General features: G+C 63.2%; 20 protein-coding genes. 11 read left to right on the plus strand and 9 right to left on the minus strand.

Translation table 11 applies throughout. The annotated features are described in order from the left end of the window. Positions 1 to 374 precede the first annotated feature (374 nt). Positions 375 to 722, minus strand: a complete 348-nt coding sequence (locus ACZ52D_RS04550; RefSeq protein WP_464442704.1) for a hypothetical protein — start codon at positions 720 to 722, stop codon at positions 375 to 377. A 120-nt stretch (positions 723 to 842) separates the two neighbouring features. Continuing rightward, positions 843 to 1,715: a MurR/RpiR family transcriptional regulator gene (locus tag ACZ52D_RS04555; RefSeq protein ID WP_222456232.1), complete on the minus strand. Its 873-nt coding sequence runs from the start codon at positions 1,713 to 1,715 to the stop codon at positions 843 to 845. Between the two features lie 153 nt (positions 1,716 to 1,868). Between ACZ52D_RS04555 and ACZ52D_RS04560 the strand changes: the two genes are divergently transcribed. The 7 genes from ACZ52D_RS04560 to ACZ52D_RS04590 all read left to right on the plus strand — a co-directional run bounded on the left by ACZ52D_RS04560 (position 1,869) and on the right by ACZ52D_RS04590 (position 9,990). Then, positions 1,869 to 2,654, plus strand: coding sequence for an N-formylglutamate amidohydrolase (locus tag ACZ52D_RS04560; RefSeq protein WP_464442706.1), 786 nt, complete (start codon positions 1,869 to 1,871; stop codon positions 2,652 to 2,654). Further along, positions 2,647 to 3,243: a TRAP transporter small permease subunit gene (locus ACZ52D_RS04565; protein WP_222456234.1), complete on the plus strand. Its 597-nt coding sequence runs from the start codon at positions 2,647 to 2,649 to the stop codon at positions 3,241 to 3,243. The genes ACZ52D_RS04560 and ACZ52D_RS04565 overlap by 8 nt, the downstream gene beginning before the upstream one ends. Beyond that, complete coding sequence (locus ACZ52D_RS04570; RefSeq protein ID WP_417475596.1) at positions 3,243 to 4,745, plus strand: TRAP transporter large permease; 1,503 nt, start codon at positions 3,243 to 3,245, stop codon at positions 4,743 to 4,745. The genes ACZ52D_RS04565 and ACZ52D_RS04570 overlap by 1 nt, the downstream gene beginning before the upstream one ends. A gap of 52 nt (positions 4,746 to 4,797) precedes the next feature. Beyond that, the gene (locus ACZ52D_RS04575) at positions 4,798 to 5,832 is read left to right on the plus strand and encodes a TRAP transporter substrate-binding protein (protein ID WP_222456236.1); all 1,035 of its coding nucleotides are present in this window, start codon (positions 4,798 to 4,800) and stop codon (positions 5,830 to 5,832) included. Positions 5,833 to 5,947: 115 nt separating this feature from the next. Further along, entirely contained in the window at positions 5,948 to 7,300 is a 1,353-nt protein-coding gene (locus tag ACZ52D_RS04580; RefSeq protein WP_369924599.1) for a glutamine synthetase family protein, read from the plus strand. A 98-nt stretch (positions 7,301 to 7,398) separates the two neighbouring features. Beyond that, positions 7,399 to 8,781, plus strand: a complete 1,383-nt coding sequence (locus ACZ52D_RS04585) for an aldehyde dehydrogenase family protein (protein ID WP_464442708.1) — start codon at positions 7,399 to 7,401, stop codon at positions 8,779 to 8,781. Positions 8,782 to 8,844: 63 nt separating this feature from the next. Then, the gene (locus tag ACZ52D_RS04590) at positions 8,845 to 9,990 is read left to right on the plus strand and encodes an iron-containing alcohol dehydrogenase (protein ID WP_464442709.1); all 1,146 of its coding nucleotides are present in this window, start codon (positions 8,845 to 8,847) and stop codon (positions 9,988 to 9,990) included. Between the two features lie 87 nt (positions 9,991 to 10,077). Here the strand turns inward: ACZ52D_RS04590 and ACZ52D_RS04595 are convergent, their stop codons facing one another. After that, on the minus strand, positions 10,078 to 11,082 hold the full coding sequence (locus ACZ52D_RS04595) for a LacI family DNA-binding transcriptional regulator (RefSeq protein WP_464442710.1): 1,005 nt from the start codon (positions 11,080 to 11,082) through the stop codon (positions 10,078 to 10,080). A 145-nt stretch (positions 11,083 to 11,227) separates the two neighbouring features. Between ACZ52D_RS04595 and gap the strand changes: the two genes are divergently transcribed. Next, positions 11,228 to 12,241, plus strand: a complete 1,014-nt coding sequence (gene gap, locus ACZ52D_RS04600; RefSeq protein ID WP_222456241.1) for a type I glyceraldehyde-3-phosphate dehydrogenase — start codon at positions 11,228 to 11,230, stop codon at positions 12,239 to 12,241. Positions 12,242 to 12,547: 306 nt separating this feature from the next. Here the strand turns inward: gap and ACZ52D_RS04605 are convergent, their stop codons facing one another. The 5 genes from ACZ52D_RS04605 to phnC form a co-directional block, all read right to left on the minus strand. Continuing rightward, a complete protein-coding gene (locus tag ACZ52D_RS04605; RefSeq protein ID WP_417475602.1) occupies positions 12,548 to 13,162 on the minus strand; it encodes an LbetaH domain-containing protein in 615 nt (204 codons plus the stop codon). Between the two features lie 39 nt (positions 13,163 to 13,201). After that, positions 13,202 to 14,566: a phosphonate ABC transporter, permease protein PhnE gene (phnE, locus tag ACZ52D_RS04610; RefSeq protein ID WP_464442711.1), complete on the minus strand. Its 1,365-nt coding sequence runs from the start codon at positions 14,564 to 14,566 to the stop codon at positions 13,202 to 13,204. Beyond that, a complete protein-coding gene (gene phnE / locus ACZ52D_RS04615; protein ID WP_464442712.1) occupies positions 14,563 to 15,432 on the minus strand; it encodes a phosphonate ABC transporter, permease protein PhnE in 870 nt (289 codons plus the stop codon). The genes phnE (ACZ52D_RS04610) and phnE (ACZ52D_RS04615) overlap by 4 nt, the downstream gene beginning before the upstream one ends. 111 nt (positions 15,433 to 15,543) lie before the next feature. After that, positions 15,544 to 16,446 carry a phosphonate ABC transporter substrate-binding protein gene (gene phnD / locus ACZ52D_RS04620; protein WP_222456245.1) on the minus strand — a complete coding sequence of 301 codons (903 nt, stop codon included), beginning with the start codon at positions 16,444 to 16,446 and terminating at the stop codon, positions 15,544 to 15,546. Between the two features lie 65 nt (positions 16,447 to 16,511). Continuing rightward, entirely contained in the window at positions 16,512 to 17,330 is an 819-nt protein-coding gene (phnC, locus tag ACZ52D_RS04625) for a phosphonate ABC transporter ATP-binding protein (protein WP_222456246.1), read from the minus strand. 217 nt (positions 17,331 to 17,547) lie between these two features. Here phnC and rpe point away from each other — a divergent pair, with 217 nt between their 5' ends. Beyond that, on the plus strand, positions 17,548 to 18,237 hold the full coding sequence (gene rpe, locus ACZ52D_RS04630) for a ribulose-phosphate 3-epimerase (RefSeq protein WP_464442713.1): 690 nt from the start codon (positions 17,548 to 17,550) through the stop codon (positions 18,235 to 18,237). A 232-nt stretch (positions 18,238 to 18,469) separates the two neighbouring features. Here rpe and ACZ52D_RS04635 read toward each other — a convergent pair whose 3' ends face one another. Next, positions 18,470 to 20,560 carry a 3-hydroxyacyl-CoA dehydrogenase NAD-binding domain-containing protein gene (locus ACZ52D_RS04635; protein ID WP_464442714.1) on the minus strand — a complete coding sequence of 697 codons (2,091 nt, stop codon included), beginning with the start codon at positions 20,558 to 20,560 and terminating at the stop codon, positions 18,470 to 18,472. A 387-nt stretch (positions 20,561 to 20,947) separates the two neighbouring features. Here ACZ52D_RS04635 and ACZ52D_RS04640 point away from each other — a divergent pair, with 387 nt between their 5' ends. Together ACZ52D_RS04640 and pcaF are read left to right on the plus strand one after the other, a co-directional pair. Next, positions 20,948 to 21,475 (plus strand): N-acetyltransferase family protein, encoded by a 528-nt coding sequence (locus tag ACZ52D_RS04640; RefSeq protein ID WP_464442716.1) that lies wholly within the window; start codon positions 20,948 to 20,950, stop codon positions 21,473 to 21,475. Between the two features lie 145 nt (positions 21,476 to 21,620). Next, positions 21,621 to 22,823 carry a 3-oxoadipyl-CoA thiolase gene (pcaF, locus tag ACZ52D_RS04645; RefSeq protein WP_464442717.1) on the plus strand — a complete coding sequence of 401 codons (1,203 nt, stop codon included), beginning with the start codon at positions 21,621 to 21,623 and terminating at the stop codon, positions 22,821 to 22,823. The last annotated feature ends 22 nt before the right edge of the window (positions 22,824 to 22,845 follow it).

Raw genomic sequence — 22,845 nt, forward strand, 5'->3', positions numbered from 1 at the left:
GGGCTTTTACGGACACCCCGGGATGCCCGCAACCCCAAAATGCACAAAAACGCAGATCCGCCGAAGAAAATCCCCGCAACCACGCAAAATCAATAACTTAGCAGGCAAGAAACCCGCCAGAACCTGGCGCAGGATCGCCGATGCCGCCCTCCCCTCCCCGCCCCGCGACCGCGATCCGCACCCAAACGCCCAGTTACCCACAGACTCGCAGGACTTACCCACAGACCAGGCCCGGAATCGGCCAAACATTGGACCACCTGCCCCGCGGACGACTCGCTCAAAACGCTTCACTGGGCAGAAACGAAAACGGGCGCCCCCTGGGGGCGCCCGAAAACTCCACAGCGCAGCAACCTGCCCCGCTCCAACAGGAACTCTCACTGTGACAACAGCCAGCCCGCCTCCGCTTCGCAAAATTTACGGCTGAGCTGGCGAGGCTCGTCGCTGCCCTCGAGGTAGGCCTGATGGACCAGGGTCATGCAATTTCCCTGCCGCGCGCCAAAACGCACCTCCCCATGCGCACCGCTATCAGCATTCTTCCAACTCACCGCCCCAAGGCTGTCCGGTTGCGCCGCCCCCAGGATCCGCTGCTCCGTCTCGCGCATCAGATTTGTATCCTCAGGGGTGAAACCGGATTTGGACAGGATACGGCTGAGCGGGTTGGCCGCAACCGGCGCGCAGGCCAGCGCGGCAACAACGGCAAGAACAACTCCAGAAAGACGCATTTCAAATACTCCATGAGGCATGGGACGCTGACCCCATGCTGTTCAACAAAACCTGCGAGCAGTAAGACGCAAGCTCACGCCGTTGTCCATGCAGCCAAACCGGTGCACGCGGTTCGCCGCTCAGGAGAACTTGCGGAACAGCCGCGTCATGTCGAACAGCTCGTCCAGCCTGTCGTATCGCTCCTTGGTCTTGTCCCAACTCTCCTCCTGAGTGGCCGCAATCATCGCCTCGAGCAGCATCATGGTGGAAATGTTGGAGTCCCAAGCCGAGGGGATCTCCACCCAGCAATTGAAGACATGGTCCGCAACAGAGGCAATCGGGCTGGTCCACTGATCGGTGATCAACACCACCTTCACGCCTCGCTCGGCCGCCAGTTCAGCGAGGCGCTGCAGATTTGTCTCGTAGCGGCGCACGTCGAACATCAGCAATGTGTCACCTTCGACCATGTCCAGCACGTAGTGCGGCCAGGTCGCCGAGGAGGATGTCATATGGGTGACCCGCTGGCGAATGGCCTGGAAGTGAGTAAAGGCGTAATCGGCCAGCGCCCGCGTGATCCGGCCGCCAACGACATAAAGACGCCCCTCCGTATTGGCGAGCTGCCGGGCCGCCGCATCGAATTGCGCGGAGTCGATGTTTGAAAATGTCTGCTGGAGGTTTTCGGTGACGGCAGTGGCAAAGCGGTTCAGCAAGTGCCCCTCAGGCGCTTCGGACGCCCAGTTGTCCCGCCGTTTGGTCGGCCCGGAGACCTTGGCCTCCAACTCCTTGAGAAGCGCCTGATGGAACTGCGGATACCCTTTGAACCCCAGCTTCTGCACCATCCGCGCCACCGTCGGCGTGGAGACATCCGCGTTGGCCGCAACGATTGTGATCGAAGCCAAGCCGGCCGCCGGGTAGTTTTCAAGCAGGCGATTGGCAAATTTTCGTTCGGACTGGGTAAGCCCGGCAAAATTCTCGCGGATCAACTCGCGTACGGTGGCTGGCGGCTTGGTCAACGTGGCACTCCCGCTTGTAAACTGGATCCCCCGCCCGGTTCACTCTGAAGAACATCTTTCAGAGCCGTCCTGTCGGAAAACTTCCATGAAAGTATATTGACACAAAAATCTCTTCATGGAAACATTTTTCCAAGCCTCAGGGGGGGACGATAAATGCAAGTGAGTGATTCTCACGCTCAGGATACAGCCGTGGAGGTGGTGAACGCGGACGGTAGCGGCCAGGTCTTGCTGCTGTGTGAACACGCCTCCAATCACATTCCGGACCGTTATCAGGGACTGGGACTGCAGCAGGAACACCGCCTGAGCCATGCTGCCTGGGACCCCGGCGCGCGGGCCGTGGCGCTGCACCTGTCCCGCGCCCTTGACGCGCCGCTGGTGGCGAGTCGCGTCTCGCGGCTGGTATATGATTGCAACCGTCCGCCCGAAGCCCCCTCTGCCATGCCGGAAAAATCCGAGCTGATCGAGGTGCCCGGCAATCGCGACTTGACGGACGCGCAACGGCAGGAACGCGTGGCGACTGTGTATGCCCCCTTTTGCGCCGCGACCACCAAACTGATCGAGGCGCGCAAGGCCGCAAATGTGCCGACGGTACTGGTCACCATGCACAGTTTCACCCGCCACTACTATGGCAAGGAACGGGCCGTGGAGATCGGCATTCTGCACGACAGCGACAGCCGACTGGCGGATGCGATGCTCGCCGCCGCTCCGGCCTTGCCGCACCGCCGGATCGAGCGGAACGAGCCATACGGGCCGCAGGACGGGGTGACCCATTCGCTGCAGATCCACGGGATCGCCCATGGGCTCGACAACGTGATGATCGAGATCCGCAACGACCTGCTGTCGACCCCCGCAGACGAGGAAGCGCTGGCAGAAGAAATGCTCACCCTGCTGCGCCCTGCCTTGGCCGCACTGACTCCGAAGGGGGACACCAATGCCTAAGGTAATCCGGGCCTACGTCCGCGGCATCGACGCGATGAACCGCTTTATCGGCCGCATTGCGATGTATCTGATCTTTGCCCTGATCGGGGTGCTGTTGTGGTCCTCGGTTTCCAAGACCTTCTTCAACCCGTCGCTGTGGACGCTGGAAACGGCGCAGTTCGTGATGGTCGCCTATTACATTCTGGGCGGCCCCTATTCGATCCAGATGGGATCCAACGTGCGGATGGATCTGTTCTACGGTAGCTGGTCGGTGCGCACCAAGGCGCTGGTTGATGCCTTCACCGTGCTGTTCCTGATCACCTACCTCGTGATCCTGATGTACGGCGCGCTCAGCTCCACCGCCTATTCGCTGGGGTACTTCGGTATGGAGCCGCTGCAGTTCTTCTGGGAGCTGCTGGTCACACTGGTGACCGAAGGCTTCAGCGCCGCGGGCGAAAAACTGGGCTATCTCGAGCGCAGCTCGACCGCCTGGCGGCCCTTCCTGTGGCCGGTGAAAACCATCCTCTGCTTCGGCGTCTTCCTGATGCTGCTGCAATGCCTTGCTGAACTGTTCCGGGATATCGGACGCCTGCGTGGAGTTGAAATCTGATGTCCTACGAATGGATTGCGATCGTCATGTTTGCCGGCATGATGCTGATGCTGATGACCGGCCAGCGTGTGTTCGGCGCCATCGGCTTTGTCGGCGCGGTTGCGGGCATGCTCCTGTGGGGCACCGGTGGGGTGGAGATTCCCTTCTCGGCCGCGATGAAGCTGATGAAGTGGTATCCGCTGCTGACGCTGCCGATGTTCATCTTCATGGGCTACGTGCTGTCGGAATCGAAGATCGCCGACGACCTCTACCGGATGTTCCACGTCTGGATGGGCCCGGTGAAGGGCGGCCTGGCCATCGGCACCATCGGCCTGATGGTGTTGATCTCGGCAATGAACGGCCTGTCGGTCGCTGGCATGGCCATCGGCGCCACCATCGCGCTGCCGGAACTGCTGCGCCGTGGCTATGACAAGATTCTGGTGACCGGCACCATTCAGGCCGGGTCGTCGCTGGGCATCCTGGTGCCGCCCTCGGTGGTGCTGGTGCTTTACGCGATGATCGCCCGCCAGCCGGTGGGCCAGCTGTGGCTGGCCGGGGTGGTGCCGGGTCTGCTGATGGCCACCATGTTCATCATCTACATCTACCTGCGCGCCCGCATGCAGCCCGACCTTGGCCCTGCCATGGCCCCCGAGGACCTGGCCGAGTACGAGACCATCTCTGACCATCCGCTGCGGCTGAACTACATCGTTCTGGGCGCGCTGGTGCTGGTGCCGCTGTTGATCCAGACCGGCCTGCTGGAGGCGAAACCCGCGCTCGGCCTGGCCGCGGCACTCGCAGCACTGTCTTTCGTGACCCGCAAGAACCCGCTGTTCTACAAAGACATCTTCATGAAGGAGAAGTACCGCCTGCTGTTCTCGGGCGTGCTGCCGCTGGCGATCTTTGCCGCCATGATGGTGCCCTTCGTGAACGGCTGGACCTCGCTGGTCGAAAGCTCTGCCATCGGTGCGATGACTGCCTTTATCGCTGCGGTGCTGAAGGGGCGCATGAACAAGGAGGTCTTCGAGATCTCCGTGCGCTCCACCCTGGGGATCTCCTGCATGTTCATGTGGATCATCCTGGCGGCACTGGCCTTTGGCGCCATCTTCGACGGGCTGGGCGCGGTCAAGGCGATCGAGGACCTGTTCACCACCAAACTGGGTCTGTCACCCTGGATGATCCTGATCCTGATGCAGCTCAGCTTCATCGTGATGGGGACCTTCCTCGATGACACCGCAATGCTGGTGATCGTGGCGCCGCTTTACGTGCCGCTGGTGGGCGCGCTCGGGTTCGACCTGATCTGGTACGGTGTGCTTTACACCATCACCACTCAGATCGCCTACATGACCCCACCCTTCGGCTACAACCTGTTCCTGATGCGCGCCATGGCGCCGCCGGAGATCGGGCTGAAAGACATCTATGTCTCGATCATCCCCTTTGCCGCGGTCATGGTGGTGGCACTGGCGCTGATCATGGTCTTCCCGCAGATCGCCCTGTGGCTGCCGGAATATGTCTACGGAAAATAATCAACGAGAGCCCTGCCAAGGGGCCGGATATTTCAACAAGGAGATGAGACGAATGACAACGAGACGCAAGTTTTTGCAAACTGCCGGCGTCGGCGCCATGGCAGCGCCCCTCGCCACCCCGGCCCTCGCGCAATCCACCATCAAATGGCGGATGCAGACCTACGCCGGTGCAGCACTGGCCGAACATGTGGTGAAGCCAGCCATCGACATGTTCAACAAGGTCGCTGGCGACCGGATGCAGATCGAACTCTATTATGCCGACCAACTGGTCCCGACCGGTGAACTGTTCCGCGCCATGCAGCGCGGCACCATCGACGCGGTGCAGTCGGATGACGACTCGATGGCCTCGCCGACCGAAGTCACCGTGTTCGGCGGCTACTTCCCCTTTGCCTCTCGTTACTCGCTGGATGTGCCGGTGCTGTTCAACCAGTACGGCCTGAACGAAATCTGGGATGAGGAATACTCCAAGGTCGGCGTCAAGCACATCTCCGCGGGCGCCTGGGATCCGTGCCACTTTGCCACCAAGGATCCGATCAACTCGCTGGCGGACCTCAAGGGCAAGCGCGTCTTCACCTTCCCGACCGCCGGTCGCTTCCTCAGCCAGTTCGGCGTGGTGCCGGTCACCCTGCCCTGGGAAGACATCGAAGTCGCCATGCAGACCGGCGAACTGGACGGCGTGGCCTGGTCGGGTATCACCGAAGACTACACCGTCGGCTGGGCTGACGTGACCAACTACTTCCTGACCAACAACATCTCCGGCGCCTGGGCCGGGTCGTTCTTTGCCAACCAAGAGCGCTGGAACGAGCTGCCCGAAGACATGCAGACCCTGTTCCGCGTCTGCTGTGACCAGTCGCACTACTACCGTCAATGGTGGTACTGGGGTGGCGAAGCATCCTTGCGCGTGAACGGCGACAAGATGAAGCTGACAACCATTCCCGACAACGAGTGGCAGCAGGTCGAAGACGCCGCAGTGAAGTTCTGGGACGAAATCGCCGCCGAAAGCCCGACCAAGGCCAAGGTGGTCGAAATCTTCAAGAAGTACAACTCGGACATGCAAAAGGCAGGCCGCCCCTACCGCTATAGCTAAGGGACCGCTTGAAAAGACGGAGTTTGGCCTGCACCCGCCGGCCAGGCTCCTGGACCAAGTAATTTGCCAAGACTTTCATGAACAGGTCTTGGCTCCAGCACGCAAAGGGCTGCTCATGCTCTCCTTCGACGATTTGAAAACCCAGGTGTCTTCCGGCCTGGTCGATACGGTTCTGGTCTGCCTGGTGGACATGCAGGGCCGCCTGATGGGCAAACGCTTTCATGCGCAGCACTTCATCAACGGCGCCTGGGAAGAAACCCACTGCTGCAACTACCTCTTGGCCACCGACCTTGAGATGGCGACACCGGACGGCTATGCCTCCACCTCCTGGGAAAGCGGATACGGCGACTACGTGATGAAGCCGGACCTCGAAACCCTGCGTCCGGTGCCCTGGCTGGACGGCACCGTGATGGTGTTGTGCGATGTCCTCGATCACAACACACACAAGGAAGTCCCGCATTCCCCGCGCGCGATCCTGAAAAAGCAGGTGAACCGCCTCAAGGCGATGGGCTATGACGCCATGTGCGCCACCGAACTGGAATTCTTCCTGTTCGAGCAGAGCTTTGACGAGATCCGCAAATCGGGCTTCCGCAATCTGGCGCCGATTTCGGGCTACAACGAAGACTACAGCATCCTGCAGACCACCCGCGAAGAGCACGTGATGCGCCCGATCCGCAACCACCTGTGGAACGCGGGCCTGCCGATCGAGAACTCCAAGGGTGAGGCCGAGACCGGTCAGGAAGAGCTGAACATCAAATACGCCGCCGCGATGGACACGGCGGAATACCACACCATCGCCAAGCATGCGGTGAAGGAAATCGCCCAGCAGCAGGGCCATGCAGTGACCTTCCTGCCGAAGTGGAGCCACGAAAAGGTCGGCTCCTCCAGCCATGTGCATCAGTCGCTGTGGCAGGACGGCAAGCCCGCGTTCTATGATGAAAGCGACGACTTGGGCATGTCGGCCCTGATGAAGAGCTACATGGCGGGTCTGCTGAAATACGCGCCCGACTACACCTATTTCATGGCGCCCTATATCAACAGCTACAAGCGCTTCATGAAGGGCACCTTTGCCCCCACCCGCATCATCTGGTCCGTGGACAACCGCACCGCGGGCTACCGGCTGTGCGGCGCAGGCACCAAGGCGATCCGGGTGGAATGCCGCATTCCGGGCTCTGACATGAACCCCTACCTGGCGATGGCAGGCATGCTGGCGGCAGGCATCGCGGGCATCGAGGAAGGCCTGGAACTGCAAGCACCCGCGAAGGGCGACGTCTACCAGGGCGACAGCGGCCTGATCCCCGGCAACCTGCGTGACGCGGGCGCGGCGCTGAAAGCGTCTGAAATGTTGCGCACCGCCCTGGGCGACGACGTGGTGGATCACTATGTCCGCGCCGCCGAGGTGGAAATCGAGGAATTCGAACGCGTGGTCACCGACTACGAGATCGCGCGAGGGTTCGAGCGGGCGTAAACCGCTACCGGGCGGCACCGACGCAAGGCGCGGGCCACCCGGGTATTTTGACCAGAAAGAAACAGGGGCAACCTGCCCCTTGGAATGGAGTTGTTGGCATGGGCCAGACACTGAAGTGCATCTCGCCGATCGACGGATCGGTTTTTGCCGAACGCGAAACCCTGTCGCGCGAAGCGGCGGCTGACGCCGTGGCGCGCGCGCGCAGCGCCCAGGCCGCCTGGGCGGCCCGCCCTCTTCAGGAGCGGATCGACCTGGTGATGGCCGGAGTCGCCGCCGTGGGCGCCATGAATGACGAGATCGTGCCCGAACTCGCTCACATGATGGGCCGCCCGGTGCGCTACGGTGGTGAATTTGGCGGCTTCAACGAGCGCGCCAGCCACATGGCGAAAATCGCCGAGGACGCGCTTGCGGATATCGAGGTCGGAGACGACGCCAGCTTCAAGCGCTACATCAAACGCGTGCCGCATGGGGTTGTGCTTGTCGTTGCCCCCTGGAATTACCCCTACATGACCGCGATCAACACCGTGGCACCTGCGCTGATCGCAGGCAACACGGTGCTGCTGAAACACGCGACGCAAACCCTGTTGGTGGGCGAACGCATGGCGCAGGCCTTTGCCTCTGCCGGTGTGCCCGCGGATGTGTTCCAGAATGTCTTCCTCGATCACGACACCACATCGGCGCTGATCGCCGAGAAGGCCTTCAACTTCGTCAACTTCACCGGTTCCGTCGGCGGCGGCAAGGCGATGGAACGCGCTGCGGCAGGCACATTCACCGGCGTCGGCACCGAACTGGGCGGCAAGGATCCGGGCTATGTCATGGAAGACGCCGATCTGGACGCCGCGGTCGACACGCTGATTGACGGCGCCATGTTCAACTCCGGCCAGTGCTGCTGCGGCATCGAACGGATCTACGTGCATGAAAGCCTGTTCGACGCCTTCCTGGAAAAGGCCATCGCCATCGTCAAAGGCTACAAGCTCGGCAACCCGCTGGACGAGGCGACCACCATCGGCCCGATGGCCAACGTGCGCTTCGCCAAGGAAGTGCGCGAACAGATCGCCGAGGCCGTTGCGGCCGGCGCCACCGCTCATATCGAGACCATGGCCGAAGACGACGGCGGCGCGTACCTCACGCCGCAGATCCTGACCAACGTGACCCACGATATGCGCGTGATGCGCGAGGAAAGCTTTGGCCCGGTTGTCGGCATCATGAAGGTCACCTCCGACGAGGAAGCCATCAAGCTGATGAACGACAGCGACTTTGGCCTGACCGCCTCGCTCTGGACCAGGGATCTGGAGCGGGCACAGCGCGTCGGTGACCAGATCGAAACCGGCACCGTGTTCATGAACCGCGCCGACTACCTGGATCCGGGCCTGTGCTGGACCGGCTGCAAGGACACCGGTCGCGGTGGCGGGCTGTCCGTCATCGGCTATCACAACCTGACCCGTCCGAAGTCCTACCACCTGAAGAAAGTGGCAGGCTGAGGACACCCTGCCCGCTCCGAAGTCTCCTCCCGGAGCGGGCTGTTTGCATCAAAGGAAAACGACATGAGCCTCGTTGGAAACTGGTCCTACCCGACCGCAATCAAATTCGGCGCCGGCCGGATCAAGGAACTGGCCGATGCCTGCGCGGCAGCCGGGATCAAGAAACCGCTGCTGGTCACCGACAAGGGGCTGGCGGATCTGCCGGTCACCCAGTCCACCCTCGACATCATGGAAGCGGCAGGTCTGGGCCGCGGCATGTTCTCGGACGTGGATCCCAACCCGAACGAGAAAAACCTCGAAGCGGGCGTCGAAGCCTACAAGGCCGGCGGCCATGACGGCGTGATCGCCTTCGGCGGCGGCTCCGGCCTGGATCTGGGCAAGATGGTGGCCTTCATGGCCGGTCAGACCCGCCCGGTCTGGGATTTCGAGGACATCGGCGACTGGTGGACTCGCGCGGATGCCGACGCCATCGCCCCGATCATCGCGGTGCCCACCACTGCGGGCACGGGGTCCGAGGTCGGCCGCGCCAGCGTCATCACCGACAGTGTCACCCACCAGAAGAAGATCATCTTCCACCCCAAGGTGCTGCCCACCGTGGTGATCTGCGATCCCGAGCTGACCGTGGGCATGCCCAAGTTCATCACCGCAGGCACCGGTCTGGATGCCTTTGCGCATTGTGTTGAGGCCTTCTCCTCGCCGCATTACCATCCAATGTCCCAGGGCATCGCACTGGAAGGCATGCGTCTGGTCAAGGATTACCTGCCGCGCGCCTATGCTGACGGCACCGACATCGAAGCCCGCGCACAGATGATGTCCGCCGCCGCCATGGGCGCCACCGGCTTCCAGAAGGGGCTCGGCGCGATCCACGCCATGAGCCACCCGATCGGCGCGCATTTCAACACCCACCACGGCACCACCAATGCGGTCTGCATGCCTGCGGTGCTGGAGTTCAACGCGCCGGTAATCGCCGACCGGTTCAATATGGCAGCGGCCTATCTGGGCATCGAGGGCGGCTTTGACGGCTTCCGCGCCTTTGTGCAGGAGTTGAACGACTCCTTGGGCATTCCGCGCAAGCTGTCCGATCTGGGCGTAACCGAGGCCTCGATCCCAGATCTGGTCAAGGGCGCGATCATCGACCCGTCCTGCGGCGGCAACCCCGTCGAGCTGACCAAGGAAAACCTGACCCAACTCTTCAAGGCGGCCCTCTAAGCCAACCACTCACGGAACTCAGAAACGCTCCCCCCCCGCGGGGAGCGTTTTACTTTACGCCAGTCTTCAACGTCTCTTTTCCGCGGGTCAGAGCGTTTCGCCCAGACTGATCGCAGGGTGCAGCCGGTCGAACACCAGCTCTCCTCCCGCGTCACCGCTGCGCGATTGCAGGATGATCTTCGCCGCGCGCTCGCCAATTTCGCGGCGGCAGGCGTCGGTGGTGGCCAGCTGCTTGGGCAGCCCCTGCAACAATTGCAGATTGTTGAACCCGGCCAAGGCGATGTCGTCCGGGACGCTCAACCCGGTCGCGAGACAGTGCATTAGCCCGCCAACGCTCATCACGTCGCTGGAATAATAGATACAGTCCAGGTCCGGACTGCGGGCCAGCATCTGCGCCGTCAGCTGGCGCCCGGTCTGGATCGAGCTTTCGCCGGAGTAATGCTCGCGATCCGCCAGCGTCACCCCTTGCGCCGCCAGCCCGTCGGTAAAACCGTCAAAACGCTTACGGGCCCGGAAGTCCTGCGGCATCTTGGTGCCGATAAAACCAATCCGTCGGTAGCCTCGGGCGAGGATCTGTTCCGCCATGCCGCGCCCCGCGTCCAGGTGTGAAATGCCGACGCAGTGACGCACTGGTTCACCGTCCACATCCATCACCTCGACCACCGGGCAATCCGCCTGCTGCAGCATCCGCCGTGTCGGGTCGGAATGCTCCAGCCCGGCAACGATCAGCCCGGACGGCCGCCAGCTCAGCATTTCGCGGATGACCTCCTCTTCCTCTTCCAGGGCGTAGCCTGAAATGCCAACCACCGGCTTCAGCGGGCTGTCGCGCAGAACCGCGGAAATGCCGGACAGCACCTCGGGAAACACGAAACTGTTGAGCGACGGCACCACCACCGCCACCAGGTTCACCGACTGCGACGACAGCGATCCCGCGATCCGGTTCGGCACATAGCCATGGATGCGGGCGATTTCCTCGACCCTGGACTTGGTCTTGGCCGAGACATCCGGCGCCCCGCGCAACGCGCGCGAGGCCGTCATCTCGCTGACCCCTGCGAGCCGGGCCACATCTTTCAGCAACAGTTTTTTTGTCATGACCCCATGGTCTTGCAGTTCGCCGCCAGCCGCAAGAGGGGAACGTTGCAACGCAGAGCTTGATTTACGCTTCCGTTATCGCTATCAGTAGCGCAGCCGTTATCGATACCGGACTTCACGCCGGTGCCACAGCCGGAGATCAGGAATGACACTGAAAATCGCAATCAATGGGTTCGGGCGCATTGGCCGCGGCGTGCTGCGCGCGCTGCTGGAAAACAACGTCCAGGATATCGAGGTGGTGGCGATCAACGACCTGTCCCCGCCGGAAACCCTGGTCCATCTTCTGAAATACGACAGCGTCCACGGCCGCCTGAAGACCCCGGTCTTCCTGTCCGGCGACGAAATCCGGGTCGGACATCACACCATCCGCCTGACCGCCATCCGCAACCCCGAGGAACTGCCCTGGCAGGACGTGGACGTGGCCTATGAATGCACCGGCCTGTTCACCACCCGCGATACGGCGGCGCTGCATCTGAAGAACGGCTCCAAGCGGGTGCTGATCTCGGCCCCGGGCAAGGATGCCGACCGCACCGTGGTCTTTGGCGTCAACCACATGGATCTGACCGCCGAGGATGTGATCGTCTCCAATGCCTCCTGCACCACCAACTGCCTGGCACCGCTGGCCAAGGTCATGGACGAGACCTTCGGTATCAAGACCGGCTACATGACCACGATCCACGCCTATACCGGCGACCAGCCGACCCATGACACCAGCCACAAGGATCTTTACCGCGCCCGCGCTGCAGCGCTGTCGATGATCCCCACCTCCACCGGCGCTGCCCGCGCCATCGCCGAAGTGCTGCCGCATCTGAAGGGCCGCCTCGAAGGCTCTGCCATCCGGGTGCCGACCGCCAATGTCTCCGTGGTCGACCTCAGCTTCGTGCCAGAACGCCCCGCCACCGTCGAGGCGGTGAACCGGGCCGTGCAGGCGGCGGCGGAATCCGATCTCGCCGGGATCCTGTCCTATGAGGAAGACCCGCTGGTGTCGGTGGATTTCAACCACGATTCGCATTCCAGCTGCTTTGCCGCGCCGCAAACCGCCGTCACCTCCGAGGGACTGGTGCGGGTGGTCAGCTGGTACGACAACGAATGGGGCTTCTCCAACCGGATGATCGACACCGGCCGCCGTATTGGCGAGGTGATGAAAGCCGTCGGCTAAGGTCGGCAGCCCAGGCGCGCCAGCGGCAGCGGTCCTCTCCCGCCCGTTGTCAGTCACTGGCGTGCCTGCCGCCCGTTGGGCCCGGCGCCGCGCTGACGCGCGGCGCGGGTGCGTTCAGACCGGGCTGTTCCCCATGAAACATGGGTTCAAGTGCCCCCCTGACTGCAGCGCGTGTACTTTCGGCCCCCTTCTCCGGGTTTCGGCCAGCCCCCATGCGCCGCGCAGCGGCGCCACGCCCAACTGTGAGGGGCATTTTGTTAAATGTGCCGCAACAGGCGGGAGCCGCGCCTGACGAAGAGACGCGGTTCAGGCGTATTTCTCCAGGAACGCCTCTGCCTTCAACGTCCGAAAATCCGGCAGCGCCTCTCGCAGGCGGGCATGGTCCCAGTCCCACCAGGCCAGCGCCATCATCGCTTCGGCCACAGCCTCAGGATAGCGGCGACGGATCAGCCGGGCGGTATTGCCGCCCACGATCGTGTAGGGGGCCACATCCTTGGTCACGATCGCGCCGGAGGCCACCACCGCGCCGTGGCCGATGGTTACCTCTGGTTTGATGATCGCCGCATGGCCGATCCAGGTGTCATGCCCGATAGAGGCCGTGCGTCCGGCGCGGTGGCGGAACCAGTCTGCATCCGCCTCCGCATCCTCCCAATAGTCGCCGGAGCGGTAGAGGAAGTGATGCTGCGAGGCTTTCTCCATCGGGTGATCTGTCGCGCCGATGCGGGTGAAGCTGGCGATATTGGCGAATTTGCCGACCTGCGCATTGGCGATGTCGCAGCTGCGGTCGCAGTAGCTGTAGTCGCCGATCCGCGAGTTGGTGACCCGGCTGCCTGCACCGATTTCCACATAGGCTCCGAACGTGCTGTCCGCGATGCTGCAGTCGGGATGTATAAACGGGGTCTCTGCCGTCAAACGGGGCATGGAGCTGCCTTATCTGTGGTGTCTGTGCCGCCGCCCCGATCAGGGCAGCAGCATCGCCTTGCCCGCGCGCGTTTTGCGCTTGGCCGACCCGGTCTCGCCCGTGATCAGCCGCCGCCGCAACCAGCCCGATATCCAGTCCATCAGCATCACCATCAGGATGATGAGGGTGATGTAATAGGCCACCTCCTCCCAGTCCTTCTGGGTGATGATCGCCTGGGTCAGCAGCAGACCGATGCCGCCGCCGGTGATCGCGCCGATGATGGTGGCAGAGCGGGTGTTGGATTCGAGGAAGTACAGCAGCTGGCTCAGCAGCACCGGCGTGATCTGCGGGATCACCCCGAAACGGTAGCGCTGCGCCAGTTTCGCCCCGGTCGAGGCCACGCCTTCGATCTGCTTTTCATCGACGTTTTCCAGCGCCTCGGAGAAGATCTTGCCGAAAGTGCCAGTGTCCGTCACCAGGATCGCCAGCGCGCCGGTCAGCGGTCCGGGGCCAAAGGCGCGGGCCAGGACCACCGTCCAGATCAGTGAATCCACGCCGCGGACGAAATCGAACAGGCGGCGCATGGCAAAGCGCAGCGGCGCAAAAGGCATGAAGTTGCGGGTCGCGGCAAAGGCCAGCGGCAGCGCGATCAGCCCGGCGCCGAAGGTGCCCAGGAAGGCCATCAGCAGCGTTTCCGCAATCGCCCAGGCCACGTCCTGATGGCGCCACATCTTGTTGGTCCAGACGTCGTGCAGGATCGCCCCCGCCTCGCCGTCGGCGGCGCGCTGCAGCAGCTCGCCAACCCCAAGGCCATAATAGGGGCTGTCGAGGGTGAAGAAGAACAGCTCCCAACCGGTGAAATAGCGGAACACCTCGGACCGGTTGCGGGTCACTGTCAGGCGGCCAGCCTCCGTGGTGATCGCCAGCCGGTTCTTGGAGCTGTTGATCCACTCCGGCACCTCGCCTGCGGGCAGTTCCGCCTGCACCCCGGCGCTGCGGCTGGGGGTGGCGCGCACGGTACCGTAACCCGGTATCGCATATTCAATTGTTTCAGGACCAAAGGTGACGCGGTGGCCGTCTTCGAGATCGATCACCGTGGTCTCTCCCAGCGACACCCAGTCCGGCGCGGTGCCTTCGGGGTAGGCGCCCTTGCGCTCGCCCTCGATGGCGACGGATACCGCACCGCTGCGATTGTCGCGTGTGACATGGGTCTTGTAGCTGTAGCTGTCGCTGACCAGGGTGCGCGCGTTCTCAAGGCTGGCACGCTGCCACAGACCCGCCACGTCGAAAGCGACAAAGACATATGCCATGTAGGCCAGAACCGCAGCTGGCAGCGCAAAGCTCAGCAGGCGCTTCTTCAGGAACAGCTGCGCCGCCTCCTGCTTCAGCTGGGCCGGTGTCAGATTGGTGTCAAAGGTGGTCATGCCTTCGCTCCATGGGTCAGACGGTCACGCAGCAGGCCGGACAGCTGATCCACGGCCACGATGGTGACAAACAACAGAAGGAAGATCGCAGCGGCCTCGTCGTAGCGCCCCTGTCCCCAGGACATGGCGTTCTTCAGCTCGTAGCCGATACCACCGGCGCCGACGAAACCCAGGATCGCCGAGGCGCGGATGTTGATCTCGAAACGCAGCAGCGCATAGCTCACATAGTTCGGCCCCACCTGCGGCAGCACCCCCAGCGCCATCCGCTGCGCCCAGCTGGCCCCGACCGAGGTCAGCCCCTCCACCGGCTTCAGCGAGGCATTTTCGTTTACCTCGGAAAACAGTTTGCCCAATGCCCCGGCGGTGTGGATGGCAATGGCGATCATCGCAGGCACCGGCCCGCCGCCCAGCACAAAGATCAGCACCAGCGCGATGACAATCTCGGGAATGGCGCGGCAGATGTCGCTGATGCGCCGGAACAGCGGGATCAGCGCAGGCCAGGGGGCCATGCCGCGGGTGGCCAGCATGGACAGCAAGGTGCCGAGAACCGTCCCCACGAGGGTCGACGCCGCGGCAATGTTCAGGGTCTCCACCAGCGCCGGGAAGAAATGCACCACATGGCCCGGGAGCTGCGCGGCCTTCTCAGCAGCTTCTGCAAGCACCTCGGCGGGGTAGTCGAAGATGCGGGTGAACCCTTCACCAAAGGAGCCGGCGTTGCGATCATCAGCGGTGCGGAACCCCGCCACCATCATGGCCACGAATACCGCAAGTAGAATGCCGCCATACAGGCGCTTGCGCCGAGTATGGTCCGTGTATTGTTCCCGGATCTCGTCCAGCGTCGGCCGGGCTGCCGTCAGATCTGCCATTTAAGGGTCCTGGTCTTGCTGAGGCGACGCATCAGCGTGCCTTCATGGAAATTGCGGGGTCCGGGACGACCCGAACCCCGCAGACTGTGATCGAGAATTTACTATCTGAAATTACTTGGATTTCAGCTTGCGCGCTTCGATGATGACCTCGTAGGCCTCGTGGGTGATCGGCTCGAATGCGCGGGCTTCGCCGGCGGCAACGCCATAGAAGCAGTCACGGTCCTTTTCAGCCAGCCCCGCCATCAGCGCGGTCATCTTTTCCTTTACGTCCGCAGGCAGTGCCTTGCGCAGCACCACCGGGCCTTCCGGGATCGGCGCCGATTTCCAGATCTCGACCATGTCGTTCATGTCGACCAGGCCGGCATCCACCGCACGGCGCAGAGCGCCGGACTTGTAGCCATCTTCCCATTCGCCCAGACCGTCGGCCCAGGTCACGCCACCGTCGACGTCACCATTGGCAACCGCCACGATGGTCTGCTCGTGACCACCGGTGAACTTCACCTCACCGAAATAGTCGCCGGATTCCATGCTGGCGTTGATCTTCTGCGGAATCTCGATCGAGGGGATCAGGTAACCGGAGGTGGAGTTCGGGTCACCGAAACCGAAGGTTTTGCCCTTCAGATCCTCCAGCGAGGTGATGCCGCTGTCCTTGCGGGCAAAGCCGACCGAGTAGTACCCGTAGCCGCCGTCAGTGTTCACCTTGACCAGCACCGGCTCGACCGCCTCCGGGTCGGACAGATAGGTCTTGGCATAGCCCGAAGCGCCCAGCCAGGCCATGTCGATGGTACCGCCGAGCAGCCCCTGGATCACACCGTTATAGTCGGCGGGGGCAAACAGCTTGGTTTCGACACCCAGTTCTTCTTCCGCGTATTTGCGCAGGCATTCGTTGTTGTTCAGACGGTCCTGGGCGTTTTCACCGCCCAGCAGGCCAATGCGGAATTCGGTGATTCCTTCGGCTGCGACCGGGGCGGTCAGGGCGGTGGAGGCCAGTACGGCAGCAATAATCTTCTTCATTTTACGTCTCTCCAAATGATCTCCCCGACAGGCAAACTGCCGGTTTGACGAATACGGTCAGGGGGTTATTCGGCGGGAACCACGGCACGCAGCGCGTCCGTCTTTTCCAGCGTTTCGATTTCGGTCGAGGTCGCGGCCTCCGAGAACTCCTCTCCGGCGCCGTAGATCTCGCGGGCGACACCGGTGGTCAGCTGTTCGGGCAGACCGTCAAAAACGATGCGACCATCGCGCATGCCCACCACCCGGTCGCAATAGCGACGCGCGGTATCCAGCGTGTGCAGGTTGGCAATGACGGTGCGGCCGTCTTCCTCGTGGATGCGGCGCAGTGCCTCCATCACAGTCTGGGCATTCATCGGATCCAGCGAGGCAATCGGTTCATCCGCCAAGATGATCTTGGGGTCCTGCATCAATGCCCGGGCAATCGCCACCCGCTGCTGCTGGCCGCCCGACAGCGCCTCGGCCCGCTTGGCGGCGTGTTCGGCGATGCCCAGACGGTCCAGGATATCGATCGCCTTGTGGATGTCTGCCATCGGGTAAAGGTTGAACAGCGTCGCCATCACGTTGCGGCGGTTCAGCGTCCCGTGCAGCACGTTGGACACCACGTCCATCCGCGGCACCAGGTTGAACTGCTGGAAGATCATCGCGCATTCGGACTGCCAGGCACGTTTTTCCTTGCCCTTCAATCGGGTAATGTCACGGCCCTCAAACAGGATGCGGCCTTCGCTGGCGTCGCCCAGCCGGTTGATCATCCGCAGCAATGTGGACTTACCGGCGCCAGAGCGGCCGATGATCCCGATCATGCAGGGTTTGTCGATATCCAGCGTCGCGGCCTCGACCGCGGTCTTGTCGCCGAAACGTTTCGTAAGTCTGTCAATGCGCAGCACGGCGGCGCTCCCTTTTCTTTCCGGGACTGCCTAGCCGCGCTGCTCAAAGCTCATGTGTCACAGCCGTGAAAGTTTTGTAACGCCACCCACCCGCATCCCTTAGGTGCAGGTGCCCTGCCCAGATGGTATGGATGCAAACTGCCCCTGTCCTCAGCCCGCCAGACCCGCTATACGGCCAGAAACTGCCTCTATCTTTGCTGCTGAAGGAAGCTGCCAGATGTCCTTTGACCGTTCCATCAAGATCGCCCCCTCGATCCTCTCCGCCGATTTCGCCAACTTCGGGCAGGAGATCCAGGCCATCGAAGCCCAAGGCGCCGACTGGGTGCATGTGGATGTGATGGACGGGCACTTCGTCCCGAACCTCACTTTCGGCCCGCAGGCGGTGAAGGCGTTCCGCCCGCATGTAAAGACGGTGATGGACGTGCACCTGATGATTGCGCCGGTGGACCCCTACATCGATGCCTATGCCGATGCAGGCGCCGATGTGCTGACCGCCCATGTCGAGGCCGGCCCGCACATTCACCGCACCCTGCAGGCAATCCGCGCAGCAGGCATGAAGGCAGGCGTGGCCCTGAACCCCGGCACCCCGGCCGAGGCGGTCGAACATCTGCTGGACCTGACCGACCTGGTCTGCGTGATGACGGTGAACCCCGGTTTCGGCGGCCAGAAGTTTCTCGACATGACCGCCAAGGTCCGCCGCCTGCGCAGCATGATCGGCGACCGCCCGGTGCATATCGAGATTGACGGCGGCGTTGATCCCACCACTGCACCGCTGGTGGCCGAGGCTGGCGCAGATGTGCTTGTCGCAGGCTCGGCCGTGTTCAACGGCGGTTCGGTCGACAATCCTGACGTCTACGGCGAAAACATCCGCAAGATCCGCAGCTCGACCCAAGGCACCTGGGCCTGAGCGCCAGACCGGGGCACTTGCGCCGATCGCTAGCGGCCTGCCCCTCGGCACATCCCGGGATGTGACACGCTTGTCTTGTTTGCCTTGTCAGGCCCAGCGCCGCGCGTTTCGCGCGGCGCTTTTGCATTTAACGTCGGCCTCAGCGCGCCTGGCACGGCGTAGCCGGGCCGCGGCCTGATGGCCTTCGACGGGCCGGAAGGGCGCGCCACCGACGAGGGCGGCGCTTCCGGTGTCAGTCGGCCTTGTTCAGATCGTCAAACCGGCGGCCCTCGGCGACCAGCTGCTCCAGCAGTGGCGCTGGCTGCCAGAAGAAGTCATCCTCTGCTGCATAGGCCCGGATGTCCGCGAGGATCCCGTCCAGCCCCTGCAGGTCCGCCCATTTCAGCGGGCCACCCCAGAAGCGCGGGAACCCATAGCCAAACAGCATGACCATATCCACGTCCAGCGGGCGGCGGGCTATGCCCTCCCCCACCACCTTGGCGGCCTCGTTCACCATGGCACACATGTAGCGCCGCAGCACCTCGGCATCGCTGAACTCGCGCGGGGTCACGCCCTGCTGCGCCTGATCCTTGGCAATCAGTTCAGCCACCTCCGGGTTGGGCACGCCACCACGCTGACCTGCCTCGTAGATGTAGAACCCCTTGCCGGTCTTCTGTCCGAAGTCGCCGCCTTCACAGAGCATCTCGTAAAAGCGCGGCACACGTTCACGCGGATCGCGGGTCGGCGCGCGGCGCTTGCGGGCGGCCCAATTGATATCGAGCCCCGCCAGATCCCCCATCTCGAACGGCCCCATCGGAAAACCGAAACCGCGCACCACCTCGTCCACCTGGTAGGGCGAGGCACCGTCCAGAACCACATATTCCGCCGCCTTGCGATAAGCGTTCATGATGCGGTTACCGATGAAGCCGTCACAGATGCCCGAGCGCACGGCGACTTTCCTCAACCGCTTGCCAAGGGCAAAGCCGGTGGCCAGCACCTCCGGCGCGGTTTTCTCTGCCACCACGACCTCGAGGAGCTTCATCACATGCGCAGGAGAGAAGAAATGCAGACCGATCACATCCTGCGGGCGGGAAGTCGCCGCCGCGATCTCATCCACATCCAGATAGGACGTGTTGGTCGCCAACACCGCCCCCGGTTTGCAATGGGAGTCCAGTTTGCCAAAGACCTCGCGTTTCACGTCCATGTCCTCGAACACCGCCTCGACCACCAGGTCCACCTGCGCCAGTGCCGTGTAATCGGTGGACACCGTCAGCGCCGCGCCGGTCAGCTCGGAGAACTGCGCCTCGCTGATCTTGCCGCGCTTCAGCGCGCCGCGCAGGTTGCCTTCGATCCGGCCGCGCGCTGCCGCCACCGCGTCCTCTGTCATCTCGATCAACACCACCGGCAAACCGGCCAGCAGGACGGCGGTGGCAATGCCCGCCCCCATGGTGCCGCCGCCGATCACCCCGACCGATGCGACGTCGCGCGGGCTGACGCCCTCTAGTTCCGGCAATTTGCTGACCGCTCGCTCGGCAAAGAAGGCGTGGATCAGGCCCTGGCGCTGATCCGAGTCCATCAGCTCCATGAACAGCGCGCGCTCGCGCTTCAGCCCTTCTTCGAAACTACCCGCCTCGGCCGCAGCCTGAACCGCCCGTACCGCGGTCGCGGGCGACAGCTGGCCGCGGCCCTTCTTCAGCACTGCCGCATAGGCCGCATCAAAGTCCACCGCCTCAGGCGCAGGCATCTCGCCCACCGCCCGGCGCGCGGCCCCTTTTTCCAACAGTTCGCGGGCATAGGACAGGCCGATCTCACGCGGATCGCCGTCCACCACCCGGTCGACGATGCCCTTCTCCAGCGCTTCGGCGGCGCTGACGTGACGCCCCGAGGTGATCATCTCCAGTGCAGCTACGGTTCCCGCCAGCCGCGGCAGCCGCTGGGTGCCGCCGGCACCGGGCAGGATGCCGAGGTTCACCTCCGGCAAGCCCATCTTGGCGGACGGCACCGCCACCCGGTAATGCGAGGACAACGCCACCTCCAGCCCGCCGCCCAGCGCAGTGCCATGCATGGAAGAGACCACCAGCAGCGGCGAGGCTTCGATCCGGTTGCACAGATCCGGCAGGCTCGGCTCCTGAGGCGGCTTGCCGAACTCGCGGATGTCGGCACCCGCGAAATAGGTGCGACCCTCACCGTAGATCAGCACCGCCTTGGCGCCCTCTTGCTCGGCCCGTTCGATGCCTGCGAGCAGCCCCTTACGCACCTCGACGCCCAAGGCGTTCACGGGCGGGTTCTGCGCTTTCAGGACAGCGATGCTGCCCTCACGCTCATATGCAATGGCTTCACTCATCCGGCTGTCTTCTCCCCTTCGGCGCTGCTTGCGGTGCAGCGCAGCTTACGTCTGATTGGGCCTCGCAGAACACCCTGCGCCAAGCCCCGATATCCTTTGGCAACCCGAGGGCACCTGGCAACTTGTAACAAGTTTCAGGCAGAAGTGAAACTTTTGAAACGCATCGCCCAAGCGTGCCATTCAGCTTTCCGCGGCAAGAAGAGCCGGCGACGGCCGGAAAAGAAACCCCAAAGAACATCTGCGCCCCCACCCTGGCGAGCGTCAGTTCGGGAAAGAGGAGCCAGCCAGCCCGGCGTCGGAAGATCCCTCCAGGGGCGCCAAGACCCTTGACCCGCGTTCGGCCCTGACGAAACGATTGCGCATTTCCCCCTCGCCCACGGAGCCATAATGAACGCAACCAGGTCCCGCATCCGCCCCGCCACCCTGGACGATTGCTCCAGCCTCGCCGCGCTTTCAATCGAAGTCTGGTTGGGAACCTACCTGCGCCAAGGCGTTGCAGCGGCCTTTGCCGACTTCGTCCTCGGCCATTTCACCCGATTGCACTTCGAGGCCGCGCTGCAAGATCCCCACGAACGAATTCTGGTGTCACAGAACCAGCAGGGAATTGATGGCTACATTCGGCTGAGCCACAACCGCGCGCACCCCACCGGCGGCGTGTCCCGCACCGAGATCTCTACGCTGTATGTTCAGCCGCGCCACCAGGGCAGCGGTATCGGTCGCCGCCTGCTCCACGCCGGGCTGGAGCAGAGGCGCAGTTTGCACTGGGACGCGCCCTGGCTGGCCACGAACGCTGAAAACCATCCTGCAATCGAATTCTACCTGCGGCACGGGTTCTGTCGTGCTGGCATGACCCATTTTCAGATCGACGGTCAAAAATACCCCAATCAGGTCTTTCAGTTCGTGGACGCTAGCTAGCCGCGATGCGCCTGCCCACTTGTTACAGAATTTTCCACCATCACCTAATTGCGTTACATTTAACTTGCCGCGAATCATCATTCGGCGTATCACCGACCCTACGGTCGGGGAATTCCCGCCAGCACCACAGGAGACGCGAACACCCATGGATGCTTTCATCTGCGACGCCACCCGCACCCCGATCGGCCGCTACGGCGGCGCGCTCAGCCAGATACGCACTGACGACCTGGCCGCCCTGCCGATTGCCGCGCTTGCAGCGCGCAACCCGGATGTGGACTGGGGCAGACTGGACGACGTAATCCTGGGCGACGCCAATCAGGCCGGAGAAAGCAACCGCAACGTCGCACGCATGGCGGCCCTGCTGGCGGGCCTGCCCACCACGGTGCCGGGCACCACGATCAACCGCCTTTGTGCCTCGGGCATGGATGCGGTCGGCATGGCCTCGCGCGGGATCAAGGCGGGTGACTATGACATGGCCATCGCCGGCGGCGTTGAAAGCATGTCGCGCGCGCCCTTCGTGATGCCCAAGGCCACCGCAGCCTTTACCCGTGCCAATGCGGTCTACGACACGACCATCGGCTGGCGCTTCGTGAACAAGCGTATGCACGACATGTATGGCACCGATTCCATGCCGCAGACCGCCGACAACGTTGCCGAAGACTACGGCGTCTCCCGCGAGGATCAGGACGCCTTTGCCGCCCGCAGCCAGGCCCGTTGGGCTGCCGCGCATGAGGCTGGCATTTTCAAGGAGGAGATTACTCCGGTCACCATTCCCCAGCGCAAGGGCGAGGACCTGGTGATCGACACCGACGAACACCCCCGCCCCGGCACCACGGCGGAGAAGCTGGCGGGGCTGAAAGGCGTCAACGGCCCGGACAAGAGCGTCACCGCAGGAAACGCCTCCGGCGTCAATGACGGCGCCGCCGCGATCCTGATGGCAAATGAGGCTGCGGCTGCGAAGAACGGCCTGAAGCCGATGGCCCGCATCGTCGGCATGGCCGCCGCAGGGGTCGAGCCGCGCATCATGGGCATTGGCCCGGTGCCCGCCACCCGCAAGGTTCTGGCCCGCACCGGCCTCACCATCGAACAGATGGACGTGATCGAATTGAACGAGGCCTTCGCAAGCCAGGGCCTTGCCACCCTGCGCGAACTTGGCCTTCCGGACGATGCGCCCCATGTTAACCCTAATGGCGGTGCCATCGCGCTTGGCCACCCGCTCGGCATGTCCGGCGCGCGGCTGGTGCTGACCGCCGCCTATCAGCTGCAGCGCAGCGGCGGGCGCTATGCGCTCTGCACCATGTGCGTCGGCGTCGGTCAGGGAACAGCCCTGATCCTGGAACGCGTGTAATCTACCCCGCAGGAGGTCCCAG

It is taken from the genome of Leisingera sp. S2M4, assembly GCF_055398055.1.

Bases quoted from the DNA above. Each gene is read 5' to 3' on its own strand.
- ACZ52D_RS04550 (WP_464442704.1), bottom strand. From the start codon at position 722: ATGCGTCTTTCTGGAGTTGTTCTTGCCGTTGTTGCCGCGCTGGCCTGC.
- ACZ52D_RS04560 (WP_464442706.1), top strand. From the start codon at position 1,869: ATGCAAGTGAGTGATTCTCACGCTCAGGATACAGCCGTGGAGGTGGTG.
- ACZ52D_RS04565 (WP_222456234.1), top strand. From the start codon at position 2,647: ATGCCTAAGGTAATCCGGGCCTACGTCCGCGGCATCGACGCGATGAAC.
- ACZ52D_RS04570 (WP_417475596.1), top strand. From the start codon at position 3,243: ATGTCCTACGAATGGATTGCGATCGTCATGTTTGCCGGCATGATGCTG.
- ACZ52D_RS04575 (WP_222456236.1), top strand. From the start codon at position 4,798: ATGACAACGAGACGCAAGTTTTTGCAAACTGCCGGCGTCGGCGCCATG.
- ACZ52D_RS04580 (WP_369924599.1), top strand. From the start codon at position 5,948: ATGCTCTCCTTCGACGATTTGAAAACCCAGGTGTCTTCCGGCCTGGTC.
- ACZ52D_RS04585 (WP_464442708.1), top strand. From the start codon at position 7,399: ATGGGCCAGACACTGAAGTGCATCTCGCCGATCGACGGATCGGTTTTT.
- ACZ52D_RS04590 (WP_464442709.1), top strand. From the start codon at position 8,845: ATGAGCCTCGTTGGAAACTGGTCCTACCCGACCGCAATCAAATTCGGC.
- ACZ52D_RS04595 (WP_464442710.1), bottom strand. From the start codon at position 11,082: ATGACAAAAAAACTGTTGCTGAAAGATGTGGCCCGGCTCGCAGGGGTC.
- gap (WP_222456241.1), top strand. From the start codon at position 11,228: ATGACACTGAAAATCGCAATCAATGGGTTCGGGCGCATTGGCCGCGGC.
- ACZ52D_RS04605 (WP_417475602.1), bottom strand. From the start codon at position 13,162: ATGCCCCGTTTGACGGCAGAGACCCCGTTTATACATCCCGACTGCAGC.
- phnE (WP_464442711.1), bottom strand. From the start codon at position 14,566: ATGACCACCTTTGACACCAATCTGACACCGGCCCAGCTGAAGCAGGAG.
- phnE (WP_464442712.1), bottom strand. From the start codon at position 15,432: ATGGCAGATCTGACGGCAGCCCGGCCGACGCTGGACGAGATCCGGGAA.
- phnD (WP_222456245.1), bottom strand. From the start codon at position 16,446: ATGAAGAAGATTATTGCTGCCGTACTGGCCTCCACCGCCCTGACCGCC.
- rpe (WP_464442713.1), top strand. From the start codon at position 17,548: ATGTCCTTTGACCGTTCCATCAAGATCGCCCCCTCGATCCTCTCCGCC.
- ACZ52D_RS04635 (WP_464442714.1), bottom strand. From the start codon at position 20,560: ATGAGTGAAGCCATTGCATATGAGCGTGAGGGCAGCATCGCTGTCCTG.
- ACZ52D_RS04640 (WP_464442716.1), top strand. From the start codon at position 20,948: ATGAACGCAACCAGGTCCCGCATCCGCCCCGCCACCCTGGACGATTGC.
- pcaF (WP_464442717.1), top strand. From the start codon at position 21,621: ATGGATGCTTTCATCTGCGACGCCACCCGCACCCCGATCGGCCGCTAC.